This is a genomic window from Acinetobacter sp. PW68 (assembly GCF_020982655.1).
Classification (GTDB): domain Bacteria; phylum Pseudomonadota; class Gammaproteobacteria; order Pseudomonadales; family Moraxellaceae; genus Acinetobacter; species Acinetobacter towneri_A.
Map to the genome: position 1 here is coordinate 2,562,839 of NZ_JAHZSX010000001.1, position 25,988 is coordinate 2,588,826.

Genomic DNA, 25,988 nt, shown 5'->3' on the forward strand with positions numbered 1-25,988 from the left:
GAGATGCTCAAAACATCTTAAAAGACCAACGAACGTGGATTTAATGATACATCGGTAAATTGTCATTCACACGAATTAAACCGCGTATAGCACGGTAAACCATCCATAACCATGAAATAGCAACTACTGCGAAACAAAAAAGTGTCGCAGCCAAAGTCATACTGGCAAAGCTTTGCGCATCTGGACTAAAGAACAGCAAAAAGAAAGGCACAAATGCCACAATATTCCAAAACAGATACCACCAGAAGCTGCGAATTTGCCAAGTAAAATGACTGGCAAAAATTGAACCTTGTACATCACTACGTTTTAAATAGTTGATGATCAAGGCAATCACAGCCAATATCCCCGCAGAAAAAATCGCTACGATATACAGCACATATAAAATCATGGTCAATAAACGATGTGGGTCTTGGTCCACTGAATATGAATGTTCTGCGTCTGACATAATGCACCTGGCAAGCCTGTTACTGGAATAATATTCCCAATTAGGTATTAAGCTGATTCAGCGGAGAAATTAACCATAAAATCAGCAAGATATTTAAGCCTATCGTACAAAAATAAATCTTACGAAAGGGTTGTTTTTGTGTTTTATGGCGTAATTTTTGTTGTGCTAACCATGCTGCAGGCCATCCCCCTAAAAAAGCCACAATATGCAAGTTATTTTCCGGAATACGACGCCCGCCCTGCTGTGCAGCTTCTTTATCTTGTGCATACAGCCAATAACTCAGCGCATTCATCAAACTGATGAATAATAACAACATACCGCTGAGCAATCCCAACAGCGTCAGCAAAGCCAAAGCAACAATATAAGCCACACACACTATTTGCATTGGCTGCATTTTTTGCGTGCTGTTGGATGTTTTTGCACTCACAGCAGCTGCCTTGGCTGCTTTGGTCTGTGAAGCTTTTAAATACACCACTTGCTGCGCTCGGTAACGTCCACGCTCATCCACAGTTACGGTGTATTCCAACGCACAGCCCACAATGGGACGTGGCCCTTGTCGAGCAAAGTCCTTAATGTGTAAAAACACGCGATCTTTTTGACGGTCATTCGGCTGAATAAACCCATAACCCTGCTCATCAAACCATTCGACTAAACGTCCTTGATCACGCATGTACTATATCCCTCAAGCCGTCACAAACTTTAAGCGTTCAATAAGCATATTCCGCATTTCATCTGGATTTTTCTGCAAAATATCTGCCCCTGTCCGCCCTTCTGCCGCATTTTTAGAAGCCACCTGCAAACGCATTAACCAAAAACGTCCTGCCGCCATTGCCAGATACAGCTCCAGACAGGCTTTTTCATCTTCGGTTAAAGGACGCACCGTTTCGTAGGCATTTAAAAATGCAATCGCCTTGCTTTCATTTAAGCTGAGCTCTGGAAAATCGGTACAAAAATCATTCAGGGTGATTGCAATATCAAACAGCAATTCATCTTGATTTAATTCATAAAAATCTAAAATGCCCTGCAACTGCTCCTCTACGAACAAGCTATTGTCACGAAATAAATCTGAATGAATAAAACCTTTAGGACGCTGCGGATAGACTGCGGTTAAAGCCTCATACAAGCCCAAAAGTTTGGATAATAAGGCTTGATCTGCCACTTGCATGCTTGGTTTTAATTGGCGGGCAACTCCTGCCCAATAAGCATGATCACGTACATGATCGCGCTGCAAAGGGAAATTTTGTAACGCCACATGCATTTTGGCTTGTGCAATCGCAATCGCTTCCACTTGTGCCACTGTTGTCAGTGTCGGATGCTGCCCAATTAAACGTGGTGCAATTTGTGCAGGTTTATCTTTTAAACGATGAATGGCTTGTCCTGAGTGTGACAAAGGCACTGCCACAGGCAAACCCGCTTGCCCTAAATGCTGTAATACAGGAATGAGTTCGCCTGCCGCTTGCTGATCTAATTCTTCAAAAATGGTCAGCACATACTGGTTTTGATTGTCGCAACGCAAAAAATAATTGGTGTTTTGAATCCCGCCTTGAATGGGAAGCAGCTCGACCACCTCCAATCCATATGGTGCTGCAAAAACCTGAACTTCCTTTAAAGTCAAAGGAGTATAAACCGACATAGAAAACCTGCGAAAAACCTGAGCTAAGTTTGATAGAATACCCGCTCCATCTGCCAAGGTGTAGCGCTTGTGTGGGTGAGTTTCATAATCGGCTGTAATAATTGGAAAAATTTATGCTAGCGAAACGTATTATTCCTTGCCTAGACGTAGATAATGGTCGCGTGGTCAAGGGCGTGCAATTCCTTGATATTCGTGATGCAGGTGACCCTGTCGAAGTGGCGCGTCGTTATAATGAACAAGGTGCCGATGAAATCACCTTTTTAGACATTACCGCTACCCATCATGGCCGTGATACGACCTATCGTACCGTAGAGCGTATGGCAGAAACTGTGTTCGTGCCGCTCACCGTGGGGGGTGGTGTGCGTAAGGTTGAAGACATCCGCTTATTGCTGAACGCAGGTGCAGACAAGGTCAGTATTAACTCGGCAGCAGTCTTTAACCCTGAATTTGTACAAGAAGCCTCACAGCGTTTTGGCGCGCAATGTATTGTGGTTGCTATTGATGCAAAAAAAACGGGCGATAACAAATGGGAAATTTTCACTCACGGTGGCCGTAAACCAACGGGTATTGATGCGCTTGAATGGGCAGTGAAAATGGCTGACTATGGCGCAGGTGAGCTCTTGATCACTTCAATGGATGCCGATGGTACCCAAGCAGGCTATGACTTGGCGCTCATGCGTGCCATCAATGACCGTGTCACCGTACCGACGATTGCATCTGGCGGTGTGGGTAATTTACAGCACTTGGCAGATGGTATTTTAAAAGGCGGCGCCGATGCGGTACTGGCTGCCTCAATTTTCCACTTTGGTCAGCACACTATTCCAGAAGCCAAACAATATTTGGCAGCGCAAGGTATTGAAATGCGTTTGTAATTTTTAAAAAACAAAACTGTTTTTGACTTTAATTTTAAGTTTCAAAAGTGTAATCCTCGGATTACACTTTTTTTATTTAGGCGCAAAACAGGCAAAAAAAAGAGTCCGAATACCTCTACTGTCCCATATTTCGCTTTAAGAACCCCTTGTGTTCCTTTGATCGTTGTGGGTAGTGCGGTATTGGCTACAACTTTTCCTGAATTAGGTATTGGTTTTGTGGGTGTATGCCTTGCGTTCGGTCTGACCGTATTAACTGCAGCCTATGCACTTGGGCACATTTCCGGTGGACACTTTAACCCTGCGGTCAGTATTGGTTTATGGGCAGGCGGTCGTTTTGAAGCCAAAGAACTGGCGCCTTATATTATTTCACAAATTATTGGTGCAACGCTAGCGGCATTGGTGCTGTATCTGATTGTTCAAGGTCAAGCAGGCTTTGCAGGTACAGGTGGTTTCGCAACCAACGGCTATGGAGATTTATCTCCTGGTAAATACGCACTTAGCTCAGTTTTAATGATTGAAGTTGTACTCACTGCAGGTTTCTTGATGATTATTATGGGTGCAACTGACAAACGTGCGCCTGCAGGTTTTGCTCCAATTGCAATTGGTTTGGCACTGACCTTAATCCACCTGATCAGCATTTCTGTGAGCAATACTTCGGTGATCCATGCACGTAGTACGGGCGAGCCTTCTTTGTAGACACTGCAGTGCTCAGACAGCTAAGGGGCTTTCTGGGTTGCAGTGATTGGTGCGGTAATATATCGTGCTTTGGCAAAAGCTGAAGACTAATTCAAAACTTTGCATTTGAATGATTCTAAATAAAAAGCCCACTCTTAAAAATAGCGGGCTTTTTTCATCTCTTGTTGCTTGGCAGTTCAATCCGTTTCAATTTTATCCATTATAAAAATGGGTTTTCAATTTCACCCGCTTCAGGACGATCTAACTTTTCAGGCAGATTCGGAGTCTGCTCCAAAGTTGCAACAACTTCATTCAAAAAAGCCTGTAGTGCTTTGGCTGCCTGTAAACCCGCCTGATCTTTGCTGATTTGCAAATTGCCATACACATTGATGCAATCTAAATCATTTTCTAAGGTTAAGTCATGAATCGCATGTGATTCAGTCCCATTTTGAAACGGTTTAAACATTGAATTCACCTTAGCATGAAGGATGCAATATCCATCATCTTAACCCAGTTTAAGATTTCAACAACTGTAAAATATATTGCAATAAAGCTTCAATCAATTGCTTCACAATTGCATCTTGGGTATCTGCATCAATGCTAGCGCCCGATGCTGGACTACTACCCGAGCGTTTAAATTCGTTTTGTAAAGCTTGTAATTGCTCGGCAGATACATCTTCCGCACACTGACTTTCTGCATCCCAATGCGAATAAGCAATAGGTATATTGGCTTTTACAGCATTTGCAGTCAACGGCAATTTATAGGTATTACGCTTTTCTTCTTCAGTTAATTGTGGGAATAAATTGATGCCTAACTGTTCTTCTAAATAGCAGACACTCACCACTTGCACCTGTAGCGAATCATTATTGGGCGCGTAATAAGCGCCTATCGCGCCTGTTTTAGGCATATACACGGCTTTATACACCGCAGTCGGCACAATAACCCCTTGGCCAATGGTTTTTAGACGTTTGGCATTAAAACTTGGCCCCGTAATCACGTACACATCTTGCTTTTGTTTGGTCACCACCGCACGCGTAGCTTCTTCAAGTTCACGCCAAACCTGCTGATTATTTTTAGGGGATTGCGGAACCATATTTGCCAAAGAAAAACTGTCAAACTGGGCTGCCAAGTTGGTCATGTCAGCATTCGGAGCCATGTGTCCACGGTCATAACCCGAACCACGATAATCCTGCAAAGTTGCACGATGCTCGGCTTTGACGCGCGGTTCTTCATGAAAGTTATCTTCACGCGGAATCCGTTGGCTCAATCGCGCAGGTGTTAAAGCTTCTGCCACCCATAAGGGAGTTTTGGATACCCCTGAATACATCACATTAAAGTCATTAAAACAAAGCGGATAGCTGTTTTTTTGCAGGCTATTTTTCAGCAAATAGGGCGGCGTTTCCCGATAAAACTGAGTTAAGCAAGCACTATTACCTGTGCTCGGGACCAGTGAAGTCCACTGGCTAATTTTTTCTTGACCAAAAGCAATCACAAAACTGCCAGTTGCTACTACACCAAGCAGCACCTTCAAACTGTTTTGATTGAAAATTTGAGTCCAAATATTGGTGGAATTGCGCCGTTTTCTTGCCATAACCGTTACTGTGACTTCGCTCTATATCCGCAGAGTTTGCCCGAGCTTAACAATCCACTCACAGCTTGTATATGAAGCACCTCTTGTTCGCCTAACAATTATACAAAACCTGCGCTATAACACCACAAAAGCCACACACAACCTGAGTTTTAAGCACTTTTGACATCACTCTAGATTAGGTTTAGTAGGTTTGATTGCATCCCTTTCAGCGAATCTGCCAAGCTAAATACACCTTAAAACATCGTCCAAAGACACCTAAGCATATTACGATGCTCAAGCTAGGTGTGATTGACGATTTAAATTGGTTTTAACTTTTTCTTGCGAGTTTTGATGGAGAAATACATGCGTTTTCATCTTTGTGCTTGTGCTTTGGTCAGCAGCATCAGCATTTCTGCCTTTGCCGAACCACCCATTCAGGCAGGTGATACTTTGGAAAGCTTATCTAAGGTAAAAATAAGCACCACGATTAATGGACAAACAGGGTCACTACAAGAATTAATTGCCAATGGTCAAATACGGATTGTATCGAGTGCAGATGCAAACTTACCAAGTCCAATAGAAAATATGGCGCAACAACCTGCAAACCAAATTTCTGCTGAACAAGCTAATCGGGCTCAAAACCATGTACCAGTGACCATGCCTGCTAGAACTGAATCTGAACTTCAACACGCAGCGCAGGCTGAGCAGATGAACGAACAACACATACCAGCCCCTTCTGCTCCCTTATTGTCATCTTCAGCCGATTTACCTGTGAATGCTGGCAATGATGTAGATGTCACCGCAGAAGCGTTCAATGCTGCACCAGCAAGCCCTGCTGCACCTGAAGAGTCAACAGTCAATCTGCCCATGACTAAGCGGCTTGAAACCACAGCACCTGCCGCACAGGACGCAGATTTAAATGACAATGAAATAAATCATCTGCAGCCAAATGATACTGAACAATAGGATCAATTTAAGACTAAGCTTGAGTTAAAAATAAAAAACCAGCACGATGCAATGCTGGTTTTTTCAAGCTGTTGAGTGATTTTTAAATTTCGATTTGACTACCCAACTCCACCACACGGTTGGTTGGAATTTGATAGAAATCACTCACTGGACTGGTATTGCGCTGCATTGAAATAAACAGTTTTTCACGCCACGGTGACATACCATCGCCCACCGTATGCACAATCCGATCACGCGAAATAAAGAAACTCATTTGCATCATATCGAATTCAAACTCAAGCTGTTCATAAGCTTGTTTCAAGGCATTCGGAATATTCGGTTGATCTTTAAAACCGTAGTACATGGTAATTCGATAAAAACGATCATCCAGTTTTTCGACTTGAATCCGATCTTCTTGCGGCACAAATGGAATATCACGCGTGATAACTGTTACCATGATATTACGTTCATGTAACACCTTGTTGTGCTTAATATTATGCAGCATGGCATGCGGCACGATGTTAGGCGTACCTGTCAGGAAAATCGCATCACCAGGGACGAACATGGTTTCGTTGCCCAGACTAATACTGTGAATGAACAGGTCTATCGGCAAAGCATCTTTTTCCAAACGATTGAAAACCAATGCACGACCATCTTTCCACGTCATTAAAATGGTATACATGATGGCGCCAATTAAAATTGGTACCCAGCCACCCGCTACAATTTTGAGCGAGGTCGAAGCCACAAAAATTAAATCTAGTGTTAAAAATGGCACAGCAAAAAGGGCAACCTTCCACATCGGCCAACGCCAAAAACCATAGGCCAACACTGAAATTAAAATAGTGCCACACAGCATGGTCATGGTCACTGCCACACCATAGGCACTGGCAAGATTGGCACTATTTTCAAACAGTAAAATTAAGATGAGCACCGAAATAAATAAGGCCCAGTTAATGAATGGCAAATAGATTTGACCACGTTCGACATCGGACGTGTGACGTACGGTCAGGCGTGGCAAATAACGCAATTGAATGGCCTGATTGACCATTGAAAATACCCCTGTAATCACCGCTTGAGAAGCGATCACTGCTGCAGCTGTGGCTAGACCAATCATCGGATATAAGCCCCATTCAGGCACCAACATATAGAACGGATTTTCAATTGCTGCAGGGTTGCGTAGCAGTAATGCGCCTTGTCCCGCGTAATTCAATAACAAACAAGGTAAGACAATTAAAAACCACGCAAGGCGAATGGGCATCCGCCCAAAATGTCCCATATCGGCATAGAGTGCTTCGCCACCTGTCATGGTCAAAATTACGGCGCCCATAGTGAGAAATGCAACAAAGGGTTGGTCTACTACAAAGTTAAACGCCCAATGTGGACTGACCATGGCCAATACAAACGGAGTTTGGATGATACTGAGCAGCCCCGCACCGCCAATCGCTAAAAACCACAGCAAAGTCAGTGGTCCAAAAAATTTGCCCATCGTGCCGGTACCATGACGCTGCACAATGAACAGTCCCGCCAAAATACCAATTGAGAGCGGTACGAGCCATTGATTAAATATAGGTGTGGCAATACTTAGCCCTTCAATGGCTGACAATACTGAAATGGCGGGGGTAATAATGCCATCGCCAAAGAAAAGTGATGCGCCAATAAAGCCAAGTGCGATCAGAAAGATTTTTTTGTCTTCGGCAATGCGAGTGGTACGCAGGTTCAATGCCAATAATGACATGATCCCGCCTTCGCCATTGTTATCGGCACGCATAATGATGGTGACGTATTTGAAGCTGATGGTGAGCATCATGCACCAGAAAATCAGGGATAAAATTCCCAATACACTGGCTTGAGTAATTGCAAGATGGGCCGTTAAAAAAGTTTGTCGGAAGGCGTACAGGGGGCTGGTTCCGATATCCCCAAATACGACGCCAAGCGCAGCCAAGGTAATGACGGGTAAGGCTGCTTTTTTTGCAGTACTTTGCATAGGTGTCTTCGATTTAGACGGTATTTTTGAGAATCATAGCACTACGCTGAAAGTTTTTCTCTAAATCAAATGTTTCAACTTGGCTTTGTGCTATTTTTTGGTTATTATCCACCGCCTATGGTGAAGTGTCCGAGTGGCTGAAGGAGCACGCCTGGAAAGTGTGTATACGTTAATAGCGTATCGAGGGTTCGAATCCCTCTTTCACCGCCAAATTTGATTTCTACTGGACTGAACCGTAGTGCAAAAGGCTTAAATCTAAAGGGTTTAAGCCTTTTTTTACGCCTGTACACTACGGCGCAGTCCAGTAGTATCCCGACATCTTTGTCGGTATATTTGTTGGTATCTATAGAAAAACGCTCTGTACACGACAAAAATAGATAACTCATTGAAATAATGTCACAATAATTGTTTTCTAACGACGAATACTATGACACATCTCAATGAGTTATATCTTATCTTAAACAAATCTCTAAAATGGAACAAGTCACATTTAAAGTGCTTTGCGCTCATCATGCTTGTGATTATTTTAAAGCAAACATGTAATCTTTCTTCTGCATCTAAAGCCTTGCCCATCAAGTGCTTACCACAATCATTTTATCGACGTATGCAGCGCTTCTTTGCAGGTCAGTATTTTGATTATCGTCAAATTTCTCAGTTGATTTTCAATATGTTTTCATTCGACCAAGTGCAACTGACTTTAGATAGAACCAATTGGAAATGGGGAAAACGAAATATTAATATCCTGATGCTCGCAATCGTTTATCGTGGAATAGCGATACCTATCCTTTGGACATTGCTTAATAAACGTGGAAATTCAGATACGAAAGAGCGTATTGCTTTGATTCAACGCTTTATAGCCATTTTTGGTAAAGACCGTATTGTGAATGTGTTCGCAGACAGAGAGTTTATCGGTGAGCAGTGGTTTACATGGTTAATTGAACAAGACATCAACTTCTGCATTCGTGTTAAAAAAACTTCATTGTCACCAATCATTTAGGAAAGAATCATAAAATTAGTGATTTATTTCGCCATCTTAAAGTTGGTCAAATTGAATGTCGTAAACGACGGATTTTGGTTGGTCGGGTGAAACTATATATAAGTGCACTACAGTTAGAAAATGGAGAGCTTTTACTCGTCGTTTCTCCTCAGTTTAATGCCAATGCTATTCAGGATTATGCATTACGCTGGGAAATTGAAACCTTATTCAGTTGTCTCAAAGGACGCGGGTTTAATCTTGAAAATACGCGCTTGACAGACCCTAGACGAGTGAAAAAATTGATTGCGGTGTTAGCTATAAGCTTCTGTTGGTGTTACTTAACGGGTGAATGGCAACATGATCAAAAAAAAGCGATAAAAATAAAGAAGCATGGACGACTCTCAATGAGTTTATTTCGCTATGGTTTAGACTATGTTCAAATGGCGATTCAGCGTTTAATTGGTTTTGGGAAAAAAGAAGAGTTTAAGGAAATTTTGGCAATTTTAAGAAAGCAGAATCCTGATAGGATAAGGGTTCTGTGAAATTTGTCGTGTACAGAGAGAAAAACGAACACTCTATCGAGTTTTTTTATTTTTTCAGAAAAAGTACCAACAAGTGAGGATTGCTTCATGGCTAAAGAATCCAACAAGCTCGATGCAATTAAAGTTAAATACTTCCGTTTCGATATAAATGGTACAAAGAAGCAAAGACATCCTGACGACGGTGGGGCTTTGTTGTACAAATATCTAAAAACATGATTTTATTATATTTATTTTTAAATCTCAACAAACCTTTAAAAATTAGTATCTTGCAAAATATTTAAGCAACAAAGCTCACTACAGCTTAAAACGGTGGCATATCAACAACTTTGTTGGCATCACCCTCTTATCAACCACACACCTAAAAAAACCGCTGCTCAATCTTCAAGATCAACACAGCGGCTTTAAACTCATCTTTTACAGATCAGTCACATATTACATTTTCTTTTCTTCAATATTTAATGCATTGATTGCCAATACCGCCTGAGTACGATTTTGCACACCTAATTTACGGAAAATTGCGGTTACGTGCGCTTTAATCGTTGCTTCAGAAACATCCAATTCATAGGCAATTTGTTTATTCAACAAACCTTCTGCCACCATCATCAATACACGAAATTGCTGAGGTGTTAATGATTGAATACGTTCAGCCAAAGCCGTTTCATCTGCAGCACGTGGGTCAAAATTAACATTCGCAGCCAGGTTAGGTGGCAACCAAATCTCACCTTCTAAAACTTGACGAATCGCTTCACCAATATGGCTCGGATGTGCCGATTTTGGGATATAACCCATCGCCCCATGCGCAATTGAACGTTGAATAATCGATGCTTCTTCGTGAGCGGACACCACAATAATTGGGATAGATGGATATTGCGCACGCACATGCACCAATGCAGAAAAGCCCGATGCCCCTGGTAAATTCAAGTCCAATAAAACAAGATCAGGCTCAGGTCCATTTTCCAAACGCTCGTACAATTCATTGACTGCAGCAGTTTCATGAATTTGAGCTTGCGGTAAGCTATAACGAACCGCCTGAATTAAGGCGTGGCGAAACAGCGGATGATCATCAACGATTAATATATTCATAACAGACGTGAGAGATCTTGGGCACAGTTGTTATATTCTAACCACACAAAGACAATTAAGGATATGCAAGACATGACTTTTTTGCATTTATTGTGCAATTAATCACAGAAAAGTGTTTATTTTTAAATTTCAAATAAAAACTGCTATTTATTCTGTATTTCATCTCATCGTTTTGTTGCAGTCCCTCAATCGCATCTACTCTTAAACATATAGTTGATATTTCAAGCAATTAGTGGTTAGGGCTTTAACTGGAATAATTCAGGTCAGATTAACCTGCCCACTTAAAATACTGAGCTGAGAATGAAGCGAATAAGATTAAAATTGCTTTAAAAATTACTCTGTTTTTAAGATGCTTGCTCATTCCCTCCTTTCATTTTTCATAAACTTATCAGTTATACCATTTCGCATTAAAAAACCGCTTTCACAGACCATTGCATCTGTCACTTCTATTTAAATCGACGGGTTTATTGCACAAAGATTTGAAAGACAAAGCCCCCGAAATGAACCAAATTTAAGGCGTAACTTAGGTAAGTGCTCGACCTAATTGCGTACATCTGTTGAGGACTGCTACACGTGCATGCATCTGATCCTAGACAGTATCGTTGACAACCAGCCCCTCTAAACTTTTAAAATATTTCTGTTCAAAGTCTTCCCAATTCTTGCCTTTCCCAAAACCTAAGTGGGTTCACGTGAAGGCAACGATAAGGACGATGATTCCTAATAACTAATACAATTTTATTTTTCACAGATTTTGCATTTCATCTCAATTGCTTAAACAATCTACAGCAACGCAGCAAATCCTCATTTTCGCCTCTTTCCAAGCCTGATGACACTGTGTATAACCATAAATCACGCAATGAAAATGATAAGCATAGGCAAAACAGGTAAAAAAACGTTAGACTATGCATCTCTTTCATTCAATGTCGTTTCAGACAAATAAGAAGGTGAAGATTGATGCCGCTCAATACTGTCGAAGAGCTTGTAGCAGATATCCGTGCAGGAAAAATGGTCATCCTCATGGATGATGAAGATCGTGAAAATGAAGGTGATTTAGTCATTGCCGCAACCCACGTTCGCCCTGAAGATATCAACTTCATGATCACACACGCGCGTGGTCTTGTTTGCTTAACCTTAAGTCGTGACCGTTGCCAGCAATTAAACCTACCGTTAATGGTTGATGCCAATGGTGCACAACACGGTACGAACTTTACTTTGTCGATTGAAGCTGCTGAAGGCATTACCACGGGTATTTCTGCCGCAGAACGTGCGCATACCATTCAAACCGCTGTCGCTGCACATGCCAAGCCTGCCGATATTGTTCAGCCTGGGCATATTTTCCCACTCATGGCACAGCCAGGTGGTGTATTGCACCGTGCAGGACATACCGAAGCAGGTTGTGATCTTGCCCGTTTGGCAGGTTTAGAGCCTGCATCGGTAATTTGTGAAATCATCAATGAAGACGGCACCATGGCACGTCGTCCAGATTTAGAAATTTTTGCTGAAAAGCACGGATTAAAAATTGGCACCATTGCCGATTTAATCCACTATCGCATGACCAATGAGCAAACCGTAGAACGTTTGGATCAGCAAAGCATCGACACTGAATATGGTACTTTTGACTTATATCGCTACCGTGAACTGGGCAACCCAGACATTCACTTAGCATTGGTCAAGGGCGAACCAAAAGAAGGCGTTACTACAGTACGTGTGCATGGTTTTAATCCAACCCGTGATTTACTCAAGCTTAAAAAAGAAGATGCTTCGGCAACGTGGAATTTAGACCGTGCTTTAAAAGAAATTGCCAACAGTGAACGTGGTGTTTTGGTCTGGATTGGTCAAGCTCAATTGCAAGACTTGGGCCCTGCCCTAGACAGCCTTAAAACCCCGAAACAGGGCAAAGCCAATGCTGCATTATCACAGCAGTATCAAACCATTGGCGTCGGTGCACAAATTTTACGTGATTTAGGTGTTGAAAAAATGAAGCTGCTCAGCTCACCATTACGTTTCAATGCTTTATCAGGCTTTAACTTAGAAGTGGTGGAATACGTCACCGCAGATCCAACATCAGAGAAATAATCGAGGTTGCTATGGCAATTCGCCGTATTGAAGGTTTATTACATCTCGCTAGCGAAGGCCGTTATGCGATTTTAGTCGGTCGTTTTAATAGTTTTGTGGTTGAGCATTTGCTTGATGGCGCAATTGACACATTGAAACGTCATGGCGTATCAGAGGATAATATCACCGTTGTTCATGCACCAGGCGCTTGGGAACTTCCTGTTGTAGCTAAAAAATTAGCTGCAACGAATGGTTATGACGCGATTATTGCACTCGGCGCAGTAATACGCGGTAGCACACCACATTTTGACTTTGTTGCAGGCGAATGTGCCAAAGGTTTAGGCGTGGTGGGTTTAGATACAGGCTTACCTGTGATTAACGGTGTATTGACTACGGATAGTATTGAACAAGCGATTGAACGCTCTGGAACAAAAGCAGGTAATAAAGGAAGTGAAGCTGCCTTAACTGCAATTGAAATGGTTAACTTGTTAAAGGCTATTTAACGCTATGTCGCAAACACTTCAAGCAACTTATGCAGCAAAACGTAAAGCACGTCGTTTTGCTGTGCAAGGTATTTATGAATGGCAGATGAGCCACAATCCAGTACATGAAATTGAAGCACGTACCCGTGTGGAAAATGCCATGCACAAAGTGGATCTCGGCTATTATCATGAATTGTTGACTCAAGTGGTTGCCAATCATGAAGCATTGGATGCATTACTGGTGCCTGTTCTTGATCGTGACATTCAAGCACTCGATGGTGTTGAACTCGCCACCTTACGTTTAGGTGCTTATGAGTTAGAACAACATCTGGAAATTCCATACCGTGTGGTATTGGATGAAGCGATTGAATTGGCAAAACACTTTGGTGGTGCAGACAGCCACAAATACATCAATGGTGTATTAGACCGTCTTGCCAACAGCTTACGTGCAGCAGAAAAGCAACAAAGCAACTAATTCAAAGTATTGAGTCGATTGTTGTATGGCTGAGTTTTCCATTATTGAGACCTATTTCAACAGACCGCGTCCCGATGCAGTCGATTTAGGTGTCGGTGATGACTCAGCTCTGCTCACCCCTCCGCCGCAACAACAATTGGTCATTTGTGCCGACACTTTAGTCGCTGGACGACATTTCCCCCTCGATACCAACCCACATGCGATTGGTTGGAAATCGGTTGCGGTCAATTTATCTGACATTGCCGCCATGGGTGCCACCCCACACAGTATTTTACTGGCATTGAGCCTACCCCAAATTGATCATGACTGGCTCAAAGGGTTTAGTCAGGGTTTACATGATTGTTGCGATCAATTCGGGGTAAGTTTAATAGGTGGAGATACCACACAAAGCCCGCATCTCACCATTTCCGTTACCGCCTTAGGCTGGATTGAACAAGGGCAAGCAATTCCACGTTCAGGCGCACAAGTCGGCGATTATATTTGTGTCAGCGGACAAGTCGGCGATGCCGCTTTTGGTTTAGATCATCTCGATCACCCCTTAAAACAACGCTTAGACTACCCGACACCTCGCTGCCAACTCGGGCAACAACTCAAAGGTCTGGCTTCAAGCATGATTGATGTTTCAGATGGCTTGGCACAAGATTTAGGGCATATTCTCAAAGCCTCTCAGGTCGGTGCTTGTATTGAACTCAGCCAACTGCCTATAGATGCTGCATTAACCGAATTACCACAACAAAAGCAGTGGCAATATGCCTTGGCAGGTGGCGATGACTATGAGTTATGCTTTACAATAAGCCCACAAAATTATCAGCAGCTTTTGCAAAAACCGCTGAATACCCCTATTCATATTATTGGCAAAATTAACAATCAAAACCGCTTAAGCTTTGAACAGAATGGCGTAGATCGTTCACTTCATTTTCATGGATACCAACACTTTGCAAAAACCCGCGATTAATTTCAAAGCCATGTCTTGGACTGACCGACTGATTGTATGCTGTGGTGTTGGCTTCGGTTCAGGTCTACTACCCAAAGCTCCTGGTACCTTTGGTTCGGCCTTTGCCCTACTGTTCATTCCCATTTGGTTCGCGCTTGGTTTCATTCCAAGCCTTTTTGCCATTGCCATCATGTCCCTCGTTGGCATATATATCTGTGGACGTACTGCACAGGTTATGGGCGTACATGATGATGGTCGTATTGTTTGGGATGAATTTGCAGGACAATCGATTACCTTTTTACCCCTGATTTTTATCAATCAAATCAGCTGGGTCTGGGTAATTGTGGGTTTTGCCCTATTCCGACTATTTGATGTGTGGAAACCTTGGCCAATACGTGTGATTGACCGTCGGGTCGAGGGTGGTTTTGGCATCATGCTGGACGATATTATTGCGGGTCTTTGGGCCGCATTATGTATTTATATTTATTTATCTTTTACTTTGGTTTAGCCATCACTAGGATTCAACATGTCTACCACCGTGATTATTCTTGCAGCAGGTAAAGGCACGCGCATGCGTTCAAATTTACCAAAAGTATTACAACCTCTTGCAGGACGCCCACTCTTGGGTCACGTGATCGATACCGCAAAAAAATTACAAGCCGATCATATTATTACCATTTACGGTCACGGCGGTACTTTGGTTCAAAATGCGTTTGCACATGAACAGGTGCAGTGGGTCGAACAAGCGGAACAGCTCGGCACAGGCCATGCAGTGAAAGTCACCTTGCCTGTTTTACCACAAGATGGCGTATCTCTGATTTTATCGGGTGATGTGCCTTGTATTACAGAGCAAACTTTACAAAAGCTGCTCGATGTTTCACGTGAAACCCAAATTGGATTGGTGACACTCACCCTTGCCGATGCTACGGGTTATGGTCGTATTGTGCGTGAAAACGGTAAAATTCAAGCGATTGTTGAACATAAAGATGCATCTGAAGCACAGCGTCAAATTCAAGAAATCAACACGGGTATTTACTGCGTCAGCAATGCCAAATTACATGAATGGCTGCCAAAACTGAGCAATAACAATGCGCAGGGTGAATATTACCTGACCGATATTGTGGCGATGGCAATTGCCGATGGTTTAGTAGTTGCATCGGTAGAACCTCAACTGGCTTTTGAAGTAGAAGGCGTGAATGACCGTGTGCAATTGGCTGCTTTAGAACGTGAATTCCAGAACTTCCAAGCCAAGCAACTCATGCAACAAGGTGTGCATTTAATTGACCCAACCCGTTTTGATTTACGTGGTAATCTCACTGCAGGTAAAGACGTTCGCATTGACATTAACGTGATTATCGAAGGCGATTGCGAACTGGGTGATGGCGTAGAAATTGGTGCAGGTTGTATTCTTAAAAACACTAAAATTGCTGCGGGCACTAAAGTTCAGCCGTATAGCGTATTTGACCAAGCGGTTGTGGGCGAAGATGCACAAATTGGTCCATTTTCTCGTTTACGTCCGGGTGCGATATTGGCCAATGAAGTACATATTGGCAACTTTGTTGAAGTGAAAAACAGTCAAATTGGTTTAGGCTCCAAAGCCAACCACTTTACCTACTTAGGGGATGCCGAAGTGGGTGCAGGCAGCAATATTGGTGCAGGTACAATTACTTGCAATTATGATGGTGCCAATAAGTTTAAAACCATTATTGGTGACCACGTCTTTATTGGCTCAAATAGTTCATTGGTTGCACCTGTCACCATTGCCAATGGTGCAACGGTAGGCGCAGGCTCGACTATTACCCGTGATGTTGCAGAACAGTGTTTAGCTGTGGAACGTTCTAAACAGTTCACTAAAGAAAATTATCAACGTCCACAAAAATTGAAAAAATAAGAGGAAGTTCCTATGTGCGGTATTGTCGGTGGCGTTGCAGAACGTAGTATTACCAATATCCTCATTGAAGGTTTAAAGCGTTTAGAATATCGCGGTTACGATTCCGCAGGTTTGGCACTGATTAGTCAAGGTCAGGTCTTGCGTGAGCGCCGTGTCGGTAAAGTCGCAAATCTTGAGCAAGCAGTACTCGATTCTCAAATAACAGGTTCACTCGGTATTGCGCACACGCGTTGGGCAACACATGGTAAACCGACTGAAAACAATGCACATCCGCATATTTCTGGCAATGTTGCTGTCGTACACAACGGTATTATCGAAAATTATCAAGAACTGAAAGACGAGCTGGAAACTTTAGGCTACGTTTTCAACTCTCAAACCGATACCGAAGTGGTTGCACATTTGGTCAATCATGCCTTAAAAACTGCAGCAGGTTTACTGACTGCGGTTCAACAAGTGGTACCACAACTTAAGGGTGCCTATGCATTAGGTATTATCCATACCGATTATCCAGATGAGTTGATCACGGTACGTGAAGGTTCGCCTTTGGTGATTGGTGTCGGTATTGGCGAAAACTTTATCAGTTCAGACCAATTGGCGTTATTGCCAATTACCAACCGTTTCATGTATTTGGAAGAAGGTGATATTGCCCGCTTAACCCGCCACAGCATTGAAGTTTTTGTAAATGGTCAAACGGTTCAACGCCCTGTAAAAGAGCTGGATGCAACTGTAAGCAATGCATCGAAGGGTGAATATAAACACTACATGCTCAAAGAAATTTATGAGCAGCCTGAAGCAATTCAACAAACCATTTCACAAGCATTGAATGGCAACGCTTTACGTGAAGATTTCCTGAAAGATGCCGAGCTTGATTTTGCCAAGATTCAACAGGTACAGATTATTGCCTGTGGTACCAGCTACCATGCGGGGATGATTGCAAAATATTGGTTTGAACAGCTGATTAACTTGCCATGTCATGTGGAAATTGCCAGCGAATACCGTTATCGCACGCCAGTGATTGTGAATAATACGTTGTATGTGTGCATTTCACAATCGGGTGAAACTGCAGATACTTTAGCTGCTTTACGCGACACGCAAAAACGTGCTGCTGCAAAAGGCTTAAATATTAGCACCATGACCATTTGTAACGTAGCGACTTCATCTATGGTGCGTGAAACCCATCATAGTTTGTTGACGCTTGCAGGTCCTGAAATTGGTGTGGCATCGACCAAAGCCTTTACCACACAGTTGGCAGCATTAATGCTGTTGGTGCTCAAAATTGGTCAGGTGAAAAATGCAATAGCAGCGACAGATACAGCTGAAATTATTGCAGGCTTGTGGCACACACCAAAAGTGATTTTAGATACTTTGCAAAATGATACGGCAATTTTACGTTTGTCTGAATTGTTTGTAGAGAAAAATCACTGCTTGTTCTTGGGTCGTGGCACACAATTCCCAATTGCCTTGGAAGGTGCGTTAAAACTGAAAGAAATTTCATATATTCACGCAGAAGGTTATGCTGCGGGTGAATTAAAGCACGGCCCATTGGCATTGGTCGATAATGACATGCCTGTGGTGATTTTAGCACCGCAAGATGACATGCTGGATAAACTGAAATCCAATATGGAAGAAGTACAGGCACGTGGTGGTGAGCTGTTTGTATTTGCAGATGAACACAGCGGCATTCCTGCAGATAAAGAACGCCAGCATGTGGTTTATGTACCACAGGTCAGCGCGTTGCTTGCGCCAATTGTGTATAGTATTCCTGTGCAGTTGTTGTCTTACCATGTGGCGGTTTTACGTGGTACAGATGTCGACCAGCCTAGAAACTTGGCAAAAAGCGTAACAGTGGAATAATATTGATTAAATTCAATGATTTAAATTTAATAAAATTATTTTGAATCACCTAAAAAATCCGCAGTCGGCTTCTTTCTTAGAAATTTAGTGCTGCGGATTTTTTATGTCTTATACTTTTTATTTTTCGCATGACTACAGTGCATAGCAAGCGATATTGAAACTTTTGCAGACAATGAAAACTTTTATAAAAACAAATAACCTAAGTCATTTAACCACACTATTTTCTAAAAATGTTGTTTATTTATTCAGTCAGTACAATGACATGCAAAAAATGATTGACCCTATTTTTGCATCATGTATTATACACCGCATGCGGGAATAGCTCAGTTGGTAGAGCACAACCTTGCCAAGGTTGGGGTCGCGAGTTCGAGTCTCGTTTCCCGCTCCAGATTCAAAAAAGCCCTAGTCGAAAGATTAGGGCTTTTTTCTTGTTGATTTTATTATATTTTTTAAAAAATCTTCTTCCTGTGTTATTCGATTCAATAAAAAATATTTTTAATGTAATTTGTATTTTGTGACCAAGATGTGACCATGGCGTGCCCACAACAATAAAAATGGTCTCAATTAACCTTAAATGTCTTCAATCGATCACCACTTTCAGAGCTTTTTTTGAAGGTAAAAAATCACCCTATTCTCTTCAAAACAAGATGTTTTTTACCAAACGATCAAGGATTTGTAACCATTTCACTTTTTGATGTGACCAATTGTGACCAAACTAGCTATTATCATTTTGATTATTATCAATTTTCTTAAAAACCAATAAATCACCCACTTCCACATCTAATGCAATACAAATTTTATCAATGGTTTCAAAATCAATCCGTACAGATTCATCATTATAAAGTTTATGTAAAGTAGATTTATTAATTCCAGTACTTCTCACCAAATCAGCAACCTTAAGTTTCCTTTCTGCTAATAAAACTGCCAAGTTTGAAATAATCATATAATTTCCTATTTAAATCATAAAAAGTACTTGCAACAACATAAAAATATGATAATTTATGTCTTAGGAATAATTTTTCCTAGTTACCTAGTAAAAAATATGAGGCTCTATTATGTCATATACCTATCTCACAGCCCAGCAACTGGCTGAAAAAATCCAGTACGACGCTCGTACTATTCGCAACCAACTGAAGGACAGTGTCTTTATTGAAGGTGTTCATTACATCCGTCCTTTTGGTGGTCGCAAAATTCTTTTTGTTTGGGAACGTATTGAAACTGAAATGCTTAAATTCACTGGTTTAAGTATGGATGCTCTTCAATAAGGTTCAGGAGGTTTAACCGATGGCTACCATCCGGGAAAGAAGTGGCAAACTCATTGCCGATTTTCGCTACATGGGCATCCGTTGCAGAGAGACAACCAATCTTGAAGACAATGCCTATAATCGCCGAATTTTAAAAAAACGTCTCGAGCAGCTTCAAGCTGAAATTACTTTGGGAACTTTTGAATACGAAAAGTATTTTCCAAAAAGTAAACGTGTTGAGGAGTTTAAGGAAAAAAGAAGTCAGCAAATCGCTGTACAAACCAAGGTTCCTCTTTTTAAAGAGTTTGCTGAATTGTGGTTTAAACAGAAACAAATTGAATGGAGAGATTCATATCAACAAAAGGTTTCAATTGTAATCAAAAACTATTTGATCCCCGCTTTTGGTAATCAGGTTCTCTCAAAAATTAAGAAGTCAGACTTGCTGAACTTCCGTGCTTCCCTCGCCAAAGTGACACACGGAAAAGATCAAACAAGTCTGAAAGCATCGAGGATCAATCAAATCATGACGCCTTTACGTATGATACTGAATGATGCGGCAGAACGATACGATTTTGAGTCGCCGTATAAAAATATAAACAATCTGAAGGAAAGTAAGATCGAAGTCACACCTTTTTCTCTGGAAGAGGTGCATAAAATTCTCACTGCGGTGCGTGAGGACTTTAGGCCTTATTACACCATTCGCTTTTTCACAGGTATGCGTACCAGTGAAATCGATGGCCTTCAATGGAAAAATATCGACTTGCAACGTCGTGAGATCCATATCCGTGAAGCGTTAGTGAATGGTGTTCTTGGTGGAACCAAAACGTATGGTTCTGACCGCACGATCCAGATGAATGACCGGGTATACCAAGCCTTTCTGCAACAGAAAAGCCTCAACAACGGAAAATCGGACTTCGTCTTCTGTAACCGTGATGGCGGTCCTCTAGACTACCGTTTAGTTAATAAGCGTGTATGGCACCCTATCCTGTGCTTTTTAGGATTAACGCCTCGTCGTGCTTATCAGACACGCCATACAGCAGCAACGCTCTGGCTGGCGGCAGGTGAAAATCCAGAATGGGTCGCACGCCAATTGGGGCATTCAACCACTGAAATGTTGTTCCGAGTCTATAGCCGCTACATTCCGAATGTTACCCGTCGCGATGGCAGTGCTTTTGAAGCCATGCTGGAGAGACTCACTACAGAGGAGCTTACACATGAACAGTAAAGCTTTCTTTGGCGGTGTAGTCGTCAGTCCTGAAGCAGATATGGTCGCTCGTGAATTAATCCATGAGCTACACATTCCCAAACTACATAATCTGGCCTTTTTGCTGGAAATCAATAAATGCTTCGATGATCACCAAGCATTAAGACTTTGGCTACAGCGAATGCTGGATGAAGGGCAAGCTCATTACGATGACTTGGCTCAACAGGCCCGTCTCCGCTTAATGAGTCTCGCTCACTCATAAAACAAACATATAAGGTCATCTAATTGATGACCTCAGCCCCTTTATACCTATAAAAAGGTGAACACATGCATAAAGATATTTCAATTTGGATGCCACTCTATATTGGCGACCTACAGGCAAAATTTGCACGAATGACGGCAGAACAAATTGGTGCAACCCTACTGTTAATGATGGATTTCTGGAAAAATGGTGCCATTCCTCATGACCTAGCTACTGTATGTAGCATCACAAAATTATCGCAACATACCAAGGCTAAAACTTTGTTGAATACGCTAATGGCCCTGGAATTGTTTGAAATCGAATCTGAGCAGATTCATTCAAATTTTTTAACCAGTTTAAAAAGCCAGGCATTGCAAAATCAGCAAATGAAATCTGATAAAGCTAAAAATGCAGCTCAGGCACGTTGGGGGAAATCCGCTAGTAATGCTCAAGCATCAACCAAGCAACGAAAAGTAAATACTCAAGCAGCTCCTGAGAAGAGCCCGAGTATTACTCAAGTCATGCTTGAACCATGCCCTTCATCTTCATCTTCATCTTCATCTTCATCTTCATCTTCATCTTCATCTTCAAATTTTGAAGAAAAAAATGAGAGTTTTTTAGAAAATTCAAAGTGGATTTAGGAGATCAGTCATGAATACCATGCTTAAAACACTCCAGTTTCGCGCAGAAACAACGGAAACACTTTGCGCTACCCACCATATACCCCTGATGGAAATTGCTGGTCACAGGCTCTGTAAATTGTGTGCCAAAGAAACCGTCCATCACTCACATGCAGCCTATGAGAATGAACTGCAACAGCGATTGCTACAACAGAAAATTAAAAATTCAGGGCTCAATAAACGCTACCTGGATCGTGGCTTCAAGAATTATGTAGTTGCATGCCCTGCACAAGACAATGCCATCAAACTATGTCAGGCCTTTGCACAGCAAATTATTTCTGACCACAACCCGAACATGTTGATGATTGGTACACCGGGTACAGGTAAAACCCATCTGAGTGCATCAATTATTCGCAACATTCTGCATAACAGTACAAAATCTGCACGCTACTATACCAGTGCAGAAATTGCTCAAAAAATGATGGATACCTGGTCAGATGCTTCGAGCTCTGAGAAAGAAGTCATCGACCATTTCTCCAGTTTTGATTTATTGGTGATTGATGAATATGGCCTGCATGACCGGCATGAAAAACGCCTGGAGATGGTGCATAAGGTTTTGTATAGTCGTTATGACAATATGAAATCTACCCTGCTGATTTCCAATTTCACAGTCCAAAATATGCAGCGGGATTTAGGTGTAAGATTATGGTCTCGGTTACATGAGAACCATTTGATTGTAGTGCCGTGTTATTGGGATGACCGACGAATAAGCGGATAATCGTGACTCTCACTTAAGCCAATTATCTTGCTGAGATGATTGGCTTTCTTTCTAAAGATTCCCTATAAGGCCATCATGAGCAATGTCAAAACCAAGTTTATTACCGCCGCCGATTTCATGCTGTAACTCAGTACAGCCTATCAGCAAGGTAAATTGAAAACCTATATGCAACGCGTGATACTCGCCCCGAAATTATTGATTATCGATGAAATTGGTTATTTGCCCTTTGGACGTGAAGAAGCGAATCTGTTCTTTAACGTGATTGCCAAGCGTTATGAAAAAGGCAGTACGATATTGACGAGTAACTTACCATTTAGCCAATGGTCTAAGTCGTTTGAGGATGATGTCACGTTGACCGCTGCGATGTTAGATCGTTATTGCATCACTGTCATGTGGTACAAATATCGGTTGAGAGTTATCGTTTGAAGGATAAAAAAAGAATAGGGATTCAGCCACAGGTTGAAACTTAATACGAGGTCAAAGGGGTCAATTTTAGAATGCCGTTGACACCGTTCTCTGCCACTGTCTTAGAAAGGGTGGAACAAATGCATACACCTAAAGAAGTAAAGCACCACTAAGGTGCTTTACTTCTTTGACAATTTAAAACCCCACATAAAACTTTTCAATCAACTGGCGTGTCTTGACCAGCAAATTGCTAAACACGTTCTCCCGCTCAAACAGCTTAACCTTATAGTTTGGTAAGTCCTTCAACTCTTCTTTACGTGGTAGGCGTTTGGTGAACTCATAATGCTCCAGAACCTGCTTCATGGCTTCTGGTTTCAGGTTTTCTTCTTTACAAAGATGCTGATAGGCCTGTTCTTTTTCAGCATCCCAGAATGCAGCAAAAGCCGTTTGGACGCTTTGACCATTGATCATCTTAGGTATGTTTTCTTCAATGAATTTTTGAATCAGGTCTTGCTTATCGTGCAAGCTAATATCGCTACTGATTAAATCGTAAATTTGCGCTTGGTACTTCTGACGTTTGTCCTCTGAGTCCGTATCAACAACAAGCTGTAGGAGGTTGATGATATAACCCACATTAATGCGATCACTGTGCAGTAAATCCAGTTGAAAATCGACATCATCCAATACCGATACTTTTTCTTTCTTGGTGGTCTTTCTAACGGCACGACATAGGTCAGCATACTTAGAGGCAAAATTCGCAAAGTGCTGTTTATCGAGTTGTGTTTGGTCTTGATCATATTCAATGAAAGTTTGTAGCTGGGCGTTGTAGCGCATCACTTCACGGAAAGCTTTAATAAATTCGAGTTGCTGTTCTTCAGTAACAAGATCATCGACTGATTGGTAATTGGGCGTTAAGGCAAACAATTTGCTCACCGCAGCTTGATAATCCTGTTCGATTTCCGCATAGCTGGGAACAAGTACAATCTTGGTCGTTTCTTTATTGGAAAATAGTGCCAGTGCTTCATCTGTTGCACGTTTTAGGTTGCGGAAACAGATGATATTGCCAAATGGTTTTTTATCGTTATAGACACGGTTGGTGCGTGAGAATGCTTGAATCAAGCCATGATATTTTAGGTTTTTATCGACATACAAGGTATTTAACGGCTTAGAGTCAAATCCCGTGAGGAACATATTGACCACGATTAGAATATCAATCTGTCTGTTTTTTACGCGCTGTGCAATGTCGCGGTAGTACGCATAAAATTGATCACCAGAATTGTAGTTGGTTTTAAACTGTCGGTTGTAATTGGCAATGTATCGATCTAGCTTATCCCGACTGGATGAGTTGACCTGAGTTGGAATATCTGCGGCTTCTTCGTGAATCAAGCCAGTTAAGTCATCAGTCGGTACAGCCTCATTTGCCGCATAGGAAAAGATGGTGGCAATGGTCAACGGTTTAAATATCCGACCTTGTGCTTCATCTTCAATTTGTTTTTCAGCCTGCACCTTTTCAAAGAGGTCGTAATATTGGGTCAGTGTTTCGACCGAACTGACACAGAACATCGCGGTGAACTCACGATTACGGGTTTTGGTATCGTGAATATTGACAATGTAGCGGGTAATCATTTCAAGGCGTTGCGGATTATCATACAGTTCTTTGGTATCGATGCCTTCTACATCTTCCTCATAACTTTCATTCGTCGCCATGCCTTTGGCGGTGTATTTGCCCCGATAATCAATTTGGAACTGCAAGACGTTACGATCACGGATGGCATCGACAATCACGTATTTATGCAAACACTCATTAAACAGGTAATCTGTGGTGAGTTTTAAACCTGCTTTGCTTTGGCTGTTCTTTTCAAAAATAGGCGTACCGGTAAAACCAAACATTTGTGCATTGCTGAAGAATTTTTTGATGTTCTGATGGGTCTCACCAAATTGACTGCGATGACATTCATCAAAAATAAAGACCACTTTTTTATTTTTAAGATAATCAATCGATTCTAAATAACGTTCAGTGCTGATGGCCCGATTGAGCTTTTGGATGGTGGTCACAATCAGTTTGTCATGTCGTTGATCGAGCTGTTTTACCAAGGTCGATGTGTTATCGGTGCTGTCGACGCTGTCGGCTTTAAAAGCATTAAATTCGCGTGAGGTTTGCGTATCGAGGTCGTTACGATCGACCACAAACAAGACCTTTTCAACATCGGGCATTTGCATGATGATCTGACTGGCTTTAAATGAAGTCAGGGTTTTGCCTGAACCTGTAGTGTGCCAGATATAGCCGTTCTGATCGGAGTTTTGCACATGCTCCACAATTTTCTGCACCGCATAAATCTGATAGGGACGCAGCACCATCAGGCTTTTGGTGGTTTCTAGCAGCACCATGTACTGAGTCAGCATTTGGGTCAGATGCTGCTGATTGAAAAAAGCTTCGGCAAAGTCGACAATTTCATTGATGTGTTTGTTGCTGACATCGGCCCATGGAAAGGCAAACTCGATGCCTGTGGTGCCGTTGGAGTAATAACGGGAATTGGCACCATTACTAATCACAAACAACTGGATAAAGCCAAATAGCCCTTGCCCAGCCCAATAGGCTTCACGAATATAGCGTTGGGTTTGATTAAAGGCTTCGGCAATTTCCATACCGCGCTTTTTTAGCTCAATCTGTACCAAAGGCAAACCATTGACCAGTAAGGTCACATCAAAACGGCTGGTTCTGCCATTATAGTCGCGGTGATCGATGTTGATTTGATTGGTGACTTGATAAATATTTTTGCTAGGATCATCAGACAGGAAAAAAAGGTGTTTACTGGTTCCATCATCAAATTTGACTGGGAACAGATCACGCAGATTCTTGGCGCGTTCAAACACTGTGCCCGTGTTCAAAAAACTGATGACCTGTTTCCACTCGGTTTCAGACAAAGGTGCCAGGCCATTAGCTCGTTCAATTTGAGTTTTCAGGTTTGACAGCAGCTGGCGTTCGTCCTTGAGCGTCACTGAGGCATAACCCAATTGTTGCAGCTGGCCCATCAGTTCATTTTCAAGTTGGTATTCGCTCTGTACTGTCATTATTTTC

General features: G+C 42.0%; 25 protein-coding genes, 2 tRNA genes and 2 pseudogenes. 20 read left to right on the top strand and 9 right to left on the bottom strand.

Features of this window, described 5'->3' with window-relative positions; all coding sequences use genetic code 11:
* Positions 1 to 40: 40 nt before the first annotated feature.
* Genes K1T76_RS12270 through K1T76_RS12280 form a run of 3 tightly spaced genes read right to left on the bottom strand, consistent with a single transcriptional unit; the run spans position 41 to position 2,078 of the window.
* Positions 41 to 445, bottom strand: coding sequence for a DUF4870 family protein (locus K1T76_RS12270; RefSeq protein ID WP_070153613.1), 405 nt, complete (start codon positions 443 to 445; stop codon positions 41 to 43).
* A gap of 40 nt (positions 446 to 485) precedes the next feature.
* A complete protein-coding gene (locus tag K1T76_RS12275) occupies positions 486 to 1,115 on the bottom strand; it encodes a DUF1294 domain-containing protein (RefSeq protein WP_230245488.1) in 630 nt (209 codons plus the stop codon).
* 12 nt (positions 1,116 to 1,127) lie between these two features.
* Positions 1,128 to 2,078, bottom strand: coding sequence for a homoserine kinase (locus tag K1T76_RS12280; RefSeq protein WP_230245489.1), 951 nt, complete (start codon positions 2,076 to 2,078; stop codon positions 1,128 to 1,130).
* A gap of 113 nt (positions 2,079 to 2,191) precedes the next feature.
* On the opposite strand from K1T76_RS12280, the gene hisF reads away from it, so the two are divergent.
* Together hisF and aqpZ are read left to right on the top strand one after the other, a co-directional pair.
* Positions 2,192 to 2,950: an imidazole glycerol phosphate synthase subunit HisF gene (gene hisF, locus K1T76_RS12285; RefSeq protein ID WP_019838234.1), complete on the top strand. Its 759-nt coding sequence runs from the start codon at positions 2,192 to 2,194 to the stop codon at positions 2,948 to 2,950.
* Positions 2,951 to 3,106: 156 nt separating this feature from the next.
* Positions 3,107 to 3,736 (top strand): annotated as a pseudogene (gene aqpZ, locus K1T76_RS12290) (aquaporin Z).
* Between the two features lie 109 nt (positions 3,737 to 3,845).
* Here aqpZ and K1T76_RS12295 read toward each other — a convergent pair.
* Positions 3,846 to 4,091, bottom strand: a complete 246-nt coding sequence (locus K1T76_RS12295) for a hypothetical protein (protein ID WP_004974374.1) — start codon at positions 4,089 to 4,091, stop codon at positions 3,846 to 3,848.
* 49 nt (positions 4,092 to 4,140) lie between these two features.
* A complete protein-coding gene (locus tag K1T76_RS12300; protein WP_230245490.1) occupies positions 4,141 to 5,217 on the bottom strand; it encodes a DNA/RNA non-specific endonuclease in 1,077 nt (358 codons plus the stop codon).
* Between the two features lie 342 nt (positions 5,218 to 5,559).
* On the opposite strand from K1T76_RS12300, the gene K1T76_RS12305 reads away from it, so the two are divergent.
* Positions 5,560 to 6,162 (top strand): hypothetical protein, encoded by a 603-nt coding sequence (locus tag K1T76_RS12305; protein ID WP_230245491.1) that lies wholly within the window; start codon positions 5,560 to 5,562, stop codon positions 6,160 to 6,162.
* Positions 6,163 to 6,244: 82 nt separating this feature from the next.
* Here K1T76_RS12305 and K1T76_RS12310 read toward each other — a convergent pair whose 3' ends face one another.
* Positions 6,245 to 8,125 carry a potassium transporter Kup gene (locus K1T76_RS12310; protein WP_019838239.1) on the bottom strand — a complete coding sequence of 627 codons (1,881 nt, stop codon included), beginning with the start codon at positions 8,123 to 8,125 and terminating at the stop codon, positions 6,245 to 6,247.
* 119 nt (positions 8,126 to 8,244) lie between these two features.
* Between K1T76_RS12310 and K1T76_RS12315 the strand changes: the two genes are divergently transcribed.
* The 3 genes from K1T76_RS12315 (at position 8,245) to K1T76_RS14970 (ending at position 9,859) form a co-directional block, all read left to right on the top strand.
* Positions 8,245 to 8,335 (top strand) — tRNA-Ser (locus tag K1T76_RS12315).
* Positions 8,336 to 8,552: 217 nt separating this feature from the next.
* Positions 8,553 to 9,643 (top strand): IS4-like element ISAba1 family transposase gene (locus K1T76_RS12320; RefSeq protein WP_114318428.1). Its coding sequence is split into 2 segments (ribosomal slippage): positions 8,553 to 9,093 and positions 9,093 to 9,643, totalling 1,092 coding nucleotides; the frame shifts between segments, so codons are not numbered across the junction.
* A gap of 87 nt (positions 9,644 to 9,730) precedes the next feature.
* Positions 9,731 to 9,859 carry a hypothetical protein gene (locus tag K1T76_RS14970; RefSeq protein ID WP_265937583.1) on the top strand — a complete coding sequence of 43 codons (129 nt, stop codon included), beginning with the start codon at positions 9,731 to 9,733 and terminating at the stop codon, positions 9,857 to 9,859.
* Between the two features lie 216 nt (positions 9,860 to 10,075).
* Here the strand turns inward: K1T76_RS14970 and K1T76_RS12325 are convergent, their stop codons facing one another.
* A complete protein-coding gene (locus K1T76_RS12325; protein ID WP_004974358.1) occupies positions 10,076 to 10,726 on the bottom strand; it encodes a response regulator in 651 nt (216 codons plus the stop codon).
* A gap of 954 nt (positions 10,727 to 11,680) precedes the next feature.
* Here K1T76_RS12325 and ribBA point away from each other — a divergent pair.
* The 8 genes from ribBA (at position 11,681) to K1T76_RS12365 (ending at position 18,805) form a co-directional block, all read left to right on the top strand.
* Complete coding sequence (gene ribBA, locus K1T76_RS12330) at positions 11,681 to 12,802, top strand: bifunctional 3,4-dihydroxy-2-butanone-4-phosphate synthase/GTP cyclohydrolase II (protein ID WP_230245492.1); 1,122 nt, start codon at positions 11,681 to 11,683, stop codon at positions 12,800 to 12,802.
* Between the two features lie 11 nt (positions 12,803 to 12,813).
* Positions 12,814 to 13,284, top strand: coding sequence for a 6,7-dimethyl-8-ribityllumazine synthase (ribH, locus tag K1T76_RS12335; RefSeq protein ID WP_230245493.1), 471 nt, complete (start codon positions 12,814 to 12,816; stop codon positions 13,282 to 13,284).
* Between the two features lie 4 nt (positions 13,285 to 13,288).
* Positions 13,289 to 13,738: a transcription antitermination factor NusB gene (nusB, locus tag K1T76_RS12340; RefSeq protein ID WP_004974349.1), complete on the top strand. Its 450-nt coding sequence runs from the start codon at positions 13,289 to 13,291 to the stop codon at positions 13,736 to 13,738.
* A gap of 25 nt (positions 13,739 to 13,763) precedes the next feature.
* Complete coding sequence (gene thiL / locus K1T76_RS12345; RefSeq protein WP_131260657.1) at positions 13,764 to 14,693, top strand: thiamine-phosphate kinase; 930 nt, start codon at positions 13,764 to 13,766, stop codon at positions 14,691 to 14,693.
* Complete coding sequence (locus K1T76_RS12350; protein WP_096902633.1) at positions 14,659 to 15,180, top strand: phosphatidylglycerophosphatase A family protein; 522 nt, start codon at positions 14,659 to 14,661, stop codon at positions 15,178 to 15,180. The genes thiL and K1T76_RS12350 overlap by 35 nt, the downstream gene beginning before the upstream one ends.
* Positions 15,181 to 15,198: 18 nt before the next feature.
* Complete coding sequence (gene glmU, locus K1T76_RS12355) at positions 15,199 to 16,563, top strand: bifunctional UDP-N-acetylglucosamine diphosphorylase/glucosamine-1-phosphate N-acetyltransferase GlmU (RefSeq protein WP_230245494.1); 1,365 nt, start codon at positions 15,199 to 15,201, stop codon at positions 16,561 to 16,563.
* Between the two features lie 12 nt (positions 16,564 to 16,575).
* Positions 16,576 to 18,417 (top strand): glutamine--fructose-6-phosphate transaminase (isomerizing), encoded by a 1,842-nt coding sequence (gene glmS, locus K1T76_RS12360; protein WP_230245495.1) that lies wholly within the window; start codon positions 16,576 to 16,578, stop codon positions 18,415 to 18,417.
* A gap of 312 nt (positions 18,418 to 18,729) precedes the next feature.
* Positions 18,730 to 18,805: transfer RNA gene (locus K1T76_RS12365), tRNA-Gly, on the top strand.
* 327 nt (positions 18,806 to 19,132) lie between these two features.
* Here K1T76_RS12365 and K1T76_RS12370 read toward each other — a convergent pair.
* A complete protein-coding gene (locus K1T76_RS12370; protein ID WP_004974343.1) occupies positions 19,133 to 19,360 on the bottom strand; it encodes a helix-turn-helix domain-containing protein in 228 nt (75 codons plus the stop codon).
* A 112-nt stretch (positions 19,361 to 19,472) separates the two neighbouring features.
* Between K1T76_RS12370 and K1T76_RS12375 the strand changes: the two genes are divergently transcribed.
* The 6 genes and pseudogenes from K1T76_RS12375 to K1T76_RS12400 all read left to right on the top strand — a co-directional run.
* Positions 19,473 to 19,682 (top strand): hypothetical protein, encoded by a 210-nt coding sequence (locus tag K1T76_RS12375; RefSeq protein WP_000122748.1) that lies wholly within the window; start codon positions 19,473 to 19,475, stop codon positions 19,680 to 19,682.
* Between the two features lie 19 nt (positions 19,683 to 19,701).
* Positions 19,702 to 20,886 carry a site-specific integrase gene (locus K1T76_RS12380; RefSeq protein ID WP_230245496.1) on the top strand — a complete coding sequence of 395 codons (1,185 nt, stop codon included), beginning with the start codon at positions 19,702 to 19,704 and terminating at the stop codon, positions 20,884 to 20,886.
* Positions 20,876 to 21,127 (top strand): hypothetical protein, encoded by a 252-nt coding sequence (locus tag K1T76_RS12385; RefSeq protein WP_001084945.1) that lies wholly within the window; start codon positions 20,876 to 20,878, stop codon positions 21,125 to 21,127. Before K1T76_RS12380 ends, K1T76_RS12385 begins: the two co-directional genes overlap by 11 nt.
* 65 nt (positions 21,128 to 21,192) lie before the next feature.
* The gene (locus tag K1T76_RS12390) at positions 21,193 to 21,747 is read left to right on the top strand and encodes a DUF1376 domain-containing protein (protein ID WP_180059991.1); all 555 of its coding nucleotides are present in this window, start codon (positions 21,193 to 21,195) and stop codon (positions 21,745 to 21,747) included.
* A 10-nt stretch (positions 21,748 to 21,757) separates the two neighbouring features.
* Entirely contained in the window at positions 21,758 to 22,504 is a 747-nt protein-coding gene (locus tag K1T76_RS12395; RefSeq protein WP_230245497.1) for an ATP-binding protein, read from the top strand.
* Between the two features lie 51 nt (positions 22,505 to 22,555).
* Positions 22,556 to 22,974 (top strand): annotated as a pseudogene (locus K1T76_RS12400) (ATP-binding protein); the annotation flags it as partial.
* Between the two features lie 130 nt (positions 22,975 to 23,104).
* Here K1T76_RS12400 and K1T76_RS12405 read toward each other — a convergent pair.
* Complete coding sequence (locus K1T76_RS12405) at positions 23,105 to 25,981, bottom strand: type I restriction endonuclease subunit R (protein WP_230245498.1); 2,877 nt, start codon at positions 25,979 to 25,981, stop codon at positions 23,105 to 23,107.
* Positions 25,982 to 25,988: the final 7 nt, after the last annotated feature.

Coding starts and splice junctions, on each gene's coding strand:
- K1T76_RS12270 (WP_070153613.1), bottom strand. CDS start 445: ATGTCAGACGCAGAACATTCATATTCAGTGGACCAAGACCCACATCGT.
- K1T76_RS12275 (WP_230245488.1), bottom strand. CDS start 1,115: ATGCGTGATCAAGGACGTTTAGTCGAATGGTTTGATGAGCAGGGTTAT.
- K1T76_RS12280 (WP_230245489.1), bottom strand. CDS start 2,078: ATGTCGGTTTATACTCCTTTGACTTTAAAGGAAGTTCAGGTTTTTGCA.
- hisF (WP_019838234.1), top strand. CDS start 2,192: ATGCTAGCGAAACGTATTATTCCTTGCCTAGACGTAGATAATGGTCGC.
- K1T76_RS12295 (WP_004974374.1), bottom strand. CDS start 4,091: ATGTTTAAACCGTTTCAAAATGGGACTGAATCACATGCGATTCATGAC.
- K1T76_RS12300 (WP_230245490.1), bottom strand. CDS start 5,217: ATGGCAAGAAAACGGCGCAATTCCACCAATATTTGGACTCAAATTTTC.
- K1T76_RS12305 (WP_230245491.1), top strand. CDS start 5,560: ATGCGTTTTCATCTTTGTGCTTGTGCTTTGGTCAGCAGCATCAGCATT.
- K1T76_RS12310 (WP_019838239.1), bottom strand. CDS start 8,125: ATGCAAAGTACTGCAAAAAAAGCAGCCTTACCCGTCATTACCTTGGCT.
- K1T76_RS14970 (WP_265937583.1), top strand. CDS start 9,731: ATGGCTAAAGAATCCAACAAGCTCGATGCAATTAAAGTTAAATACTTC.
- K1T76_RS12325 (WP_004974358.1), bottom strand. CDS start 10,726: ATGAATATATTAATCGTTGATGATCATCCGCTGTTTCGCCACGCCTTA.
- ribBA (WP_230245492.1), top strand. CDS start 11,681: ATGCCGCTCAATACTGTCGAAGAGCTTGTAGCAGATATCCGTGCAGGA.
- ribH (WP_230245493.1), top strand. CDS start 12,814: ATGGCAATTCGCCGTATTGAAGGTTTATTACATCTCGCTAGCGAAGGC.
- nusB (WP_004974349.1), top strand. CDS start 13,289: ATGTCGCAAACACTTCAAGCAACTTATGCAGCAAAACGTAAAGCACGT.
- thiL (WP_131260657.1), top strand. CDS start 13,764: ATGGCTGAGTTTTCCATTATTGAGACCTATTTCAACAGACCGCGTCCC.
- K1T76_RS12350 (WP_096902633.1), top strand. CDS start 14,659: ATGGATACCAACACTTTGCAAAAACCCGCGATTAATTTCAAAGCCATG.
- glmU (WP_230245494.1), top strand. CDS start 15,199: ATGTCTACCACCGTGATTATTCTTGCAGCAGGTAAAGGCACGCGCATG.
- glmS (WP_230245495.1), top strand. CDS start 16,576: ATGTGCGGTATTGTCGGTGGCGTTGCAGAACGTAGTATTACCAATATC.
- K1T76_RS12370 (WP_004974343.1), bottom strand. CDS start 19,360: ATGATTATTTCAAACTTGGCAGTTTTATTAGCAGAAAGGAAACTTAAG.
- K1T76_RS12375 (WP_000122748.1), top strand. CDS start 19,473: ATGTCATATACCTATCTCACAGCCCAGCAACTGGCTGAAAAAATCCAG.
- K1T76_RS12380 (WP_230245496.1), top strand. CDS start 19,702: ATGGCTACCATCCGGGAAAGAAGTGGCAAACTCATTGCCGATTTTCGC.
- K1T76_RS12385 (WP_001084945.1), top strand. CDS start 20,876: ATGAACAGTAAAGCTTTCTTTGGCGGTGTAGTCGTCAGTCCTGAAGCA.
- K1T76_RS12390 (WP_180059991.1), top strand. CDS start 21,193: ATGCATAAAGATATTTCAATTTGGATGCCACTCTATATTGGCGACCTA.
- K1T76_RS12395 (WP_230245497.1), top strand. CDS start 21,758: ATGAATACCATGCTTAAAACACTCCAGTTTCGCGCAGAAACAACGGAA.
- K1T76_RS12405 (WP_230245498.1), bottom strand. CDS start 25,981: ATGACAGTACAGAGCGAATACCAACTTGAAAATGAACTGATGGGCCAG.